Below are 8,657 nucleotides of genomic sequence, written 5' to 3' on the forward strand. Positions count from 1 at the left end.
CTCAAGCCGATCTTTCGAAGCCGCGTCATCTTCAAGCTTCAGCGCCTCTTCCTCGATCTGGAGCTGCAGGATCTGGCGATCCAGCTGGTCCAGCTCTTCGGGCTTGCTGTCCACTTCCATGCGCAGACGCGAGGCGGCCTCGTCCACGAGGTCGATCGCCTTGTCGGGCAGGAAGCGGTCGGTGATGTAGCGGTGCGACAAGGTCGCGGCCGACACCAGCGCCGAATCCGAGATGCGCACGCCGTGGTGCAGCTCGTATTTCTCCTTGATGCCGCGCAGGATGCTGATCGTGTCCTCGACCGTGGGTTCCTGCACGTAGACGGGCTGGAACCGGCGGGCAAGAGCCGCGTCCTTCTCGACGTATTTGCGGTACTCGTCCAGCGTGGTGGCACCGATGCAGTGCAGCTCACCCCGCGCCAGCGCAGGCTTGATCAGGTTGGCCGCATCCATCGCACCGTCGGACTTGCCGGCACCCACCAGCGTGTGCATCTCGTCGATGAACAGGATGATCTCGCCGGCGGCCGCGGTGACCTCGTTCAGAACGGCTTTGAGACGTTCCTCGAACTCGCCACGGTATTTCGCACCGGCGATCAGGGCACCCATGTCCAGCGCCAGCAGCTTTTTGTCCTTCAGCGATTCCGGAACGTCGCCGTTCACGATGCGCAGAGCCAGACCTTCGGCGATGGCGGTCTTACCCACACCGGGCTCACCGATCAGAACCGGGTTGTTCTTGGTCCGGCGTGACAGAACCTGCATGGCGCGGCGAATTTCCTCGTCGCGGCCGATGATCGGGTCGATCTTGCCCTCGCGGGCGGCCTCGGTCAGGTCGCGGGCGTATTTCTTCAGCGCGTCATAGCCTTCTTCGGCATTGGCGCTGTCGGCGGTGCGGCCCTTGCGGATGTCGTTGATCGCCTCGTTCAGCTTCTGGGCGGACACGGCACCAGCTTCCAGGGCCTCTTTGGCCTTGGATTTGACGATGCACAGCGCCATCAGCACGCGCTCGACCGGCACGAAGCTGTCGCCGGCCTTCTTGGCGATCTTCTCGGCCTCGTCCAGAACCTTGGCGGTCTGGCCGTCCAGATAGACCTGGCCCGCGTCGCCGCTAACCTTCGGGATCTTGGCCAGGGCAACATCCAGCGCCTCGACCACGCGCTCGGGCGCGCCGCCCGCACGTTTGATCAGGTTGCTGGCCAGCCCCTGGTCATCATCCATCAGTGCTTTCAGAATATGTTCGGGAGCCAATCTCTGGTGTCCCTCGCGCAGCGCAATGGTTTGCGCCGCCTGCACGAAACCTCGTGCACGCTCGGTGAACTTGTTCAAGTCCATGGCATTCTCCTTTTCCAAGCGCCCGTTAAATTTGCGCCTGCTTGGCAGCACGCAGTGGTCCGGGCCTCATGGATCAATTTGGGAAATGTTCCCGCTGCTTCAAGAGGGTAGCGGGTGAAAAAAACGCTCAGCCCCGGGGAATCGTATAGACGGTATAGCCGCCGGTTTCGGCCACCTGCTGAGCATTCTGCATTTCGCCCAGCGACTGCGCGGCGGCGCTGCCGGTGGGGCACGAGACAAGGTCGGCCGTGTGGTCCAGGAAATTGACGGTAAAGGCGGTTTCGCCGGTCAACTGGCACCAGTCATCCTCGGACCGATAGCCGCCGACCAGGTACAAATCGTCGTTGGTGGGCGGCGGGGCAGCGCCCGTCTCGGGTTGTGGAGGGGCCTCCTCACAAGCGGCGAGCGCGGCCACGGCGGCCAGCGGAAATAGGTGCTTCATGGTCTGTCCCTTTGGTGCAATTTTTGGTCCTGAATGGCGGCACCATAGCACAGTTGGGCCAAAGCGGGGAAACCAGGGCCTCCCCTGCCAGCCGTGGGGGTCAATCGCCCTCGATTTCCCGGATCAGCTTTTTTGCAACGTCGTCGCCCTGCTCGGCCGCAAGACGGTAATATTTCAACGCGCCTTCGATCTCGCCCGCCTCGTGCAGCAAACGGCCAAACTTGCGCTGCGAGGCCATATGGCCAAGCTCGGCTGCCCTGCCCCATAGCACAAAAGCCGCCTGCGTGTCCTGGGGCACGCCGTCCCGCCCGTGATAGGTCAGCGACCCCAGATTATGCAGCGCCACGACGTCATCCTCTTCGGCGGCCTGGAAATAATACTCCAGCGCCTTTTCGATATCCTTGGGATATCCGTTCTGGCCGGTTTCGTAGATCAAGCCCAGATGCACCGCGGCATCGACGTTTCCGTGATCGGCGGCCCGCTCCAGATAGTCGACCGCGCGGTCCATATCCTGTGTGACATGCGTACCGTCGCGATGGAAAATGCCCAGGCGGACCATAGAAGGATCATACCCAAAGAACGCAGCCCGTTCATAATACTCGAGCGCCTTGTCGATATCGGGCGCGACACCATCGCCGTGTTCATAGCCGTATGCCACGTTGTGCATCCCCATGGACAGGCCGGCATCGGCAGCCGCCATGTACCACCCGAACGCCGTTTCATCGTTTTCGGGAACGATCTCACCCTCGTTATAGAGCGAAGCGAGCGTGTTCATCGCCAGCCCGCTGCCTTCCATTGCTGCCAGCTCCGAAAATTCGAGCGCCATTTCCAGCTTGCCGCCTTTCATCAGCGCCCGGCCGAACGCGGCGACGACCTCGGCATCGACATTCTGGTCTTTCAGCAGCAGATCGGCACAGATCGCCATCGCATTCTCGGCGTCCATGTCCGCCCATTCCACCCCGTCGAAATAAGGCGACTGGCCCGGAGCGGCAGCGGCCATCAGGCACTGATATTCTCCATCCGAATAGTCGGGCTCGTATGGCGGATCGTCGGGGTCTGGTTCCGGCCGGGGTCGCAGGTCGGTCACAAGCAGGCGTCGTGTCTCTTCTTTGGGGGCGCTGACCTCCTCCGGTTCAGGTGAGCCTCCATTGAATTCGGCCAGTTGCTCGCGTGCAAGCTGCGAGTAAATCGGGCACTCCGCATAGACCTCGGCAAAGCTTTGGATGGCTGCTGCCGACCCGCTGTCCTTGACGTCCGCCCAGACCAGTCGGGCCTCTCCGCAATCGGTTTCGCCGGCCCAGACAGCGCCCGCCCCGGCTAAAACAGCTGCCGAAGCCATCACACCCAACCGTATCATCCTGTACTTCCCTGCGTCTTTTCTTGTCTGATTGCGCCGCACGCTCTACAGAAGCGCCGATCCCGTCAAGCCTGAAAGGTCGAAACAATGCCCAAAGCCCTGCCCCAAACCGCAGATGACCGCCTGATCGTCGCCCTCGACGTACCCAACGCACTGGAAGGGCTGAAAATGGCCGCGACGCTGGGCGACGCGGTATCGTTCTACAAGATCGGTCTGGGCATGCTGACCGGTGGCGGGTTGGCCTTGGCAAACGAGCTGAAGCAGGAGCACGGCAAGCGCATCTTTCTGGACATGAAGCTGTTCGACATCGGCAACACGGTCGAGAATGCCGTGCGGGGGCTGGCGCAGTTCGATCTGGATTTCCTCACCGTGCATGGCGACCCCCACGTGGTGCGTGCCGCCAAGGAAGGCGCGGCAGGTAAGGATCTGAAGATCCTGGCGGTGACCATCCTGACCTCGCTGAACCGTGACGATCTGGATGCAGGTTTGATGAAGTCCGGCGACATGCAGGACATGGTTCTGGAACGCGCGGCCCGCGCATTCGAGGCCGGCGCCGACGGTGTGATCGCCAGCCCGCAAGAGGCGGCCCTGATCCGCGCCTTGCCCCAGGCCGAAGGCCGACTGATCGTCACCCCCGGCGTGCGGCCGTCCGGATCGGACCTTGGCGATCAGAAACGCGTCGCGACACCCACCGCCGCAATCAGTGACGGGGCCGATCACATCGTGGTCGGGCGGCCGATTTATCAAGCCGTCGACCCCAAAGCTGCAGCCGACGCCGTTCTGGCCGAGTTGCGTTCGGTGTAACCTTTCGAGGGCAAGTCGCGTCAAATCACCATTCCAGAAGCACGATTTGGCCCGCAAGCGGTTGACCTTGCGTCACTTTTGGCCGCGGCCGCGCCAAATTGCCTCTGTGCCCCAAAACACACATGAAAAACACGAGTTTTGGGACCTGCTTCGTAGGCCTATCGAAATCGACATTTTTGGGCGATTCTGATCAAGAGACACTCCCCAACGGGCCGCGTCTTCCTGAGGCCCGTTACCTCCCCCCGCGAAACTGCGGGGGGTCTTCTTGTCGGCCCCACCTTTTCGTTCAATCGCTTTGCGCTGCAGCGTGCGGTGTTGTACTTTTGGCACCTCGGCCAGACCGCTCATTCACGGTGCCCGTGGAAAGGAAATGATGCCCGCTCTCTGTCGCGATTGCCTTGCCAGTCTTCACGACGAACGGCGCTGCCCCTCCTGCGGCAGCCCGCGGGTGTTGCGGCATCCAGAGCTGTTCGATCTGACCATCGCCCATATGGATTGCGACGCGTTCTATGCCTCGGTCGAAAAGCGCGACAACCCCGAACTGGCGGACAAGCCGGTGATCATCGGCGGGGGACGGCGTGGCGTGGTGTCAACGGCCTGCTATGTGGCGCGTATTCGCGGCGTGCGCTCGGCCATGCCAATGTTTCAAGCACTGAAACTATGCCCCGATGCAGTGGTGATCAAACCGCGCATGTCCGTCTACGTCGAGGTCTCACGGCAGATCCGCGCGATGATGGACGAACTGACACCGGATATCGAACCCCTGTCACTGGACGAGGCGTTCATGGACCTGTCAGGCACCCAGCGACTGCATGGCGCGCCGCCCGCGGTGATGCTGGCACGGCTGGTCATACGCATGAAAGACGAACTGGGCCTGACCGGCTCGATCGGGCTTTCGCACAACAAGTTTCTGGCCAAGGTGGCGTCCGACCTGGACAAACCGCGCGGGTTTTCCGTGATCGGCATGGCGGAAACCGCCGAGTTTTTGAACGACAAGCCGGTGCGGTTGATCTGGGGCATCGGACCGGCTGCGCAGGAGTCACTGGAACGGGCCGGCATTCGCACATTCTCGGACTTGCTGCGATGGGATCAAGAGGCCCTCACGGCGCGCTTCGGCTCGATGGGCTATCGGCTGTGGCACCTGTCCAGAGGGCAGGACAAGCGGCGCGTTTCGGCCCACGAGCCGATGAAGTCGATCAGCAATGAAACAACGTTTTTTGAAGACACCGCCAACCCCGACATTCTGGACGGTCACCTTTGGCGCATGGCGGAAAAGGTGGCCGACCGAGCGAAGGCCAAGGGGCTGGCCGGGCGGGTCGTGACGCTGAAGCTCAAGAAGGCCAACCACAAACTGCTGACCCGCCGAGTCTCGTTGCGGGATGCGACACAGATGGCCGACCGCATCTATCGCACCGCCCGCGGGCTGTTCGATCAGGTCGGCGATCAGGGCCCCTATCGTCTGCTGGGCTGCGGATTGTCAGACCTGTGCGCCGAAGATCAGGCCGACATTTCCGGCGACCTGCTGGACCCCGGGGCCACGCAACGCTCGAAAGCGGAACGTGCGACCGACGAGATCCGCCGAAAATATGGAACTGATGCAATCGTGAAGGGCCGAGCGCTGCGGTGACTCTTCCTATTCGGCGGCCAACCGTGCCGGCTGAGATCCAATTCGGGCGATATCCGCGATGACTTCTTCCAGAATATCCCTGAACGCCAAGAAATTGGCGTTGGGCTCGATCGTGTTCTCATTCATGTAGAGCGCCCGGTCGATCTCGATCTGAATCGCATGCTGATGGCGGGCAGGACGCCCGTAGGTCTGGGTCACGTACGCCCCTGCAAAGGGTGTGTTGCGGGCCACGGTCAGACCTGCGGACGAAAAGGCTGCTTCGATCTGATCAACAATGACGCCCGATGCCGAGGCACCAAACCGATCCCCCAGTACGATCTCGGGACGGCGCCCCTTGGGGTTCCCGGCCATGGCAACGGCCTCGTGTGGCATCGAGTGGCAGTCGATCAAGATGGCCTGTCCGAACATGTCGATCGATTCGGCCAAAAGAGACTTCAGGCGGGCGTGATAGGGGCGCCAATAGGTGTCGATGCGCAGGCGCGCTTCGTCCATCGTAAGCTTGCCGCTGTAGATTGCGCGACCGTTGGATACGACACGGGGGATCACGCCCAACCCCGATACCACGCGCGGGTTGTGTCCCTGGCGGCGCGCGCCCAGAATCAACGCAGGATCCAGTTCCTCGGCGCTGCGGTTGAGGTCAAGGAACGCGCGCGGCATCTGCGCTGCAATCAACGGTGCGCCCTGGATCGAGGCGGAAGCGAACAGTTGATCGACAAAGGCATCTTCGGAAGAGCGAATCACATTGCGGTTCAGAACCGAACGATCCAGAAAGCCCGGCAAATAGTTCCGACCGCTATGTGGCGAAGAAAAAACAACGCACGACGTGCGTTCTGCGGGCATTTCCAAAGCGTATGCGGCGCTGTGCATGGCCTCTCCTTCTTTGCCGATAACATAGACCGGAAAATTGTTGGACCAAACCCCTTGAACCCTTTCGCGACTCCTTTTATAGACCCCTCCACCGGCGCGGAGATCCGCGCCCCGTTTCGTTATGGGGCAGGATACGCAAAGGGAAAGTGGGCGGTTAGCTCAGCGGTAGAGCACTTCGTTGACATCGAAGGGGTCACAAGTTCGATCCTTGTACCGCCCACCATCGTTTCACTGTTTCGGGTCTGACCCGGGGCACCCGCTAACCCAGGCGCTGGCCACGTCCTTGATGAAGGCGCCGCAGAATTGGAGAGAGACCATGAAGGTCAAGAACTCGCTCCGCTCGCTCAAGAACCGGCACCGCGACTGCCGGGTTGTGCGTCGCAAAGGCCGCGTCTATGTGATCAACAAGACGCAGCGCAAGTTCAAAGCGCGTCAGGGCTGAGAACGGCAAATCGCTGTTTCAAAGAACCGCGCCTCCGGGCGCGGTTTTTTTGTGCCGCGCGCCGAGACTGACCGTTCGTGTTAGGCTGTCCAAAACAGCCGGGAGCGCGAAACGGATGAAACACCCTTGCATCGACATACTGGTGGGCACCACCAAGGGTGCCTTCGTGATCATCGGAGACCCGGATCGCACATCTTGGCGCGTTACGGGTCCGCATTGCGGCGGCTGGCCCATCAACCACGTCGTCGGAGATGACGAAACCGGGACACTCTGGGCCGGCGGCGGCGGCGACTGGCACGGAGCCGGCGTCTGGCGCTCCGAGGACGGGGGCCAGAGCTGGGAGGTCACCAAGCTCACCCGGGGGCAGCAGGACGAGTGGGCCGCGAACGATCCCGACTTTGCCGAGTTGATCGGGTGGACCGGAGAAGCAGCACCGTTCGGCGACGAGTTCTCGCAGATCTGGTCGCTGCATCATACGGGCGGGGCATTGTACGCGGGAACAAAACCGGCGCGGTTGTTGGTCAGTTCGGATGCTGGGCAGACCTGGGAAACGGTCAATGGCCTGACCGATCACCCCTCAGCCGAAGACTGGTCACCGGGGGCCGCAGGCTTGGTGCTGCACACGATCGTTTCCGATCCAGACGATGCGCAAAAGCTGTGGGTGGGCATATCGGCGGCCGGAGTATTCGCCTCGGAAGACGGCGGCACTACGTGGGAGCGGCGCAACCGGCTGTCGAACGCCGAAAGTTGCGGCCATCACGACCATCCGGCCGCGCCGCGGGACGGTCAAATCGGTCATTGCGTACACAACATGGTCCGGGCGCCCGGCACCAAAGGGCTGCTGTATCAACAGAACCATCATGGTGTCTGGCGTTCGTCCGATGACGGGCGCAGCTGGGACGATATCTCGGGCGGGTTGCCGTCGACCTTTGGATTCCCAATCCACGTCCATCCCCACGATCCCAATACGATCTGGACCATTCCCCTGAATGGAGACAGCATCGGACGGTATCCGCCGGATGCGGCAGCGGCGGTCTGGAAATCGACCGATGGTGGCCAAAGCTGGACCGCTTGTCGCGAAGGGCTGCCGCAGACCAGCTGCTTTTTCACGGTTCTGCGCCAGGCGATGGCAGGAGATTGTTGCGACCCTGCGGGTGTCTATTTCGGAACCAACAGCGGCTCGGTGTTTGCAAGCGCCGACGAAGGCGAAACCTGGACCGAGATCGCCAGGCATTTGCCGACCATTTTGTCGGTCGAGACAATTCAACGCGCGCGCTAGCCATGCCTGTCCGGCGCACTTAAACACGCTGCGGCAAATTAGACCAAGTAATTTTGTCGGATTTTCTTGCATCCCACCCGGAATCGTTTAATTGAGCAAATCAGTCGGGAAATACCCCGCTCATGAGATTCGACAACCGGGACATCCACAGATGAAAACCACGAGCTTTATCGCCGCCGCACTGTCGGCCCTGATCGCCGGATCGGCCGCCGCTGAAGGCGAGCTGAACCTGTACTCCTCGCGCCATTACGACACCGACGAGCGTCTCTACACCGATTTCGAAGAAGCCACTGGCATCAAGATCAACCGCATCGAAGGCAAGGCCGACGAGCTGATCGCGCGGATGGAAGCCGAAGGCGCGAATTCGCCCGCCGACATCCTGCTGACCGTGGACACCTCGCGCCTGGCGCGGGCCAAGAACGCCGGCCTGCTGCAGGCGGTCGACAGCGACGTTCTGGAAGAGCGCATCCCCGCCAACCTGCAGGACGAAGACAACCAGTGGTTCGGCTTCTC

Annotated in this window: 9 protein-coding genes and 1 tRNA gene; 6 read left to right on the forward strand and 4 right to left on the reverse strand. The window is 61.7% G+C overall.

All coding sequences use genetic code 11. From position 1 onward, the window contains the following. The 3 genes from AC2FM5_RS18455 to AC2FM5_RS18465 all read right to left on the reverse strand — a co-directional run. A partial coding sequence (locus AC2FM5_RS18455) for a Clp protease N-terminal domain-containing protein (RefSeq protein ID WP_496737333.1) occupies positions 1 to 1,326 on the reverse strand: 1,326 nt, incomplete at its 3' end. 127 nt (positions 1,327 to 1,453) lie between these two features. Beyond that, positions 1,454 to 1,768 (reverse strand): hypothetical protein, encoded by a 315-nt coding sequence (locus AC2FM5_RS18460; RefSeq protein WP_170368110.1) that lies wholly within the window; start codon positions 1,766 to 1,768, stop codon positions 1,454 to 1,456. 100 nt (positions 1,769 to 1,868) lie between these two features. Continuing rightward, positions 1,869 to 3,125 (reverse strand): tetratricopeptide repeat protein, encoded by a 1,257-nt coding sequence (locus tag AC2FM5_RS18465; protein ID WP_170526337.1) that lies wholly within the window; start codon positions 3,123 to 3,125, stop codon positions 1,869 to 1,871. An 87-nt stretch (positions 3,126 to 3,212) separates the two neighbouring features. Here AC2FM5_RS18465 and pyrF point away from each other — a divergent pair, with 87 nt between their 5' ends. Both pyrF and AC2FM5_RS18475 read left to right on the forward strand, forming a co-directional pair. Then, positions 3,213 to 3,929 carry an orotidine-5'-phosphate decarboxylase gene (gene pyrF, locus AC2FM5_RS18470; protein WP_170442140.1) on the forward strand — a complete coding sequence of 239 codons (717 nt, stop codon included), beginning with the start codon at positions 3,213 to 3,215 and terminating at the stop codon, positions 3,927 to 3,929. Positions 3,930 to 4,302: 373 nt separating this feature from the next. Further along, positions 4,303 to 5,556 (forward strand): DNA polymerase IV, encoded by a 1,254-nt coding sequence (locus tag AC2FM5_RS18475; protein ID WP_496737336.1) that lies wholly within the window; start codon positions 4,303 to 4,305, stop codon positions 5,554 to 5,556. Positions 5,557 to 5,562: 6 nt separating this feature from the next. On the opposite strand, the gene AC2FM5_RS18480 is transcribed toward AC2FM5_RS18475, so the two are convergent. Beyond that, positions 5,563 to 6,423: an N-formylglutamate amidohydrolase gene (locus AC2FM5_RS18480; RefSeq protein WP_170373397.1), complete on the reverse strand. Its 861-nt coding sequence runs from the start codon at positions 6,421 to 6,423 to the stop codon at positions 5,563 to 5,565. Between the two features lie 148 nt (positions 6,424 to 6,571). Here AC2FM5_RS18480 and AC2FM5_RS18485 point away from each other — a divergent pair. The 4 genes from AC2FM5_RS18485 to AC2FM5_RS18500 form a co-directional block, all read left to right on the forward strand. Further along, a tRNA-Val gene (locus AC2FM5_RS18485) sits at positions 6,572 to 6,646 on the forward strand. Between the two features lie 93 nt (positions 6,647 to 6,739). Next, a complete protein-coding gene (ykgO, locus tag AC2FM5_RS18490; protein ID WP_005648635.1) occupies positions 6,740 to 6,865 on the forward strand; it encodes a type B 50S ribosomal protein L36 in 126 nt (41 codons plus the stop codon). A 115-nt stretch (positions 6,866 to 6,980) separates the two neighbouring features. Continuing rightward, positions 6,981 to 8,144, forward strand: coding sequence for a WD40/YVTN/BNR-like repeat-containing protein (locus AC2FM5_RS18495; protein WP_496737339.1), 1,164 nt, complete (start codon positions 6,981 to 6,983; stop codon positions 8,142 to 8,144). Between the two features lie 151 nt (positions 8,145 to 8,295). Further along, on the forward strand, positions 8,296 to 8,657 hold a 362-nt coding region (locus AC2FM5_RS18500), incomplete at its 3' end, for an extracellular solute-binding protein (protein ID WP_496737341.1).

The organism is Ruegeria sp. BHSA162, from assembly GCF_059613385.1.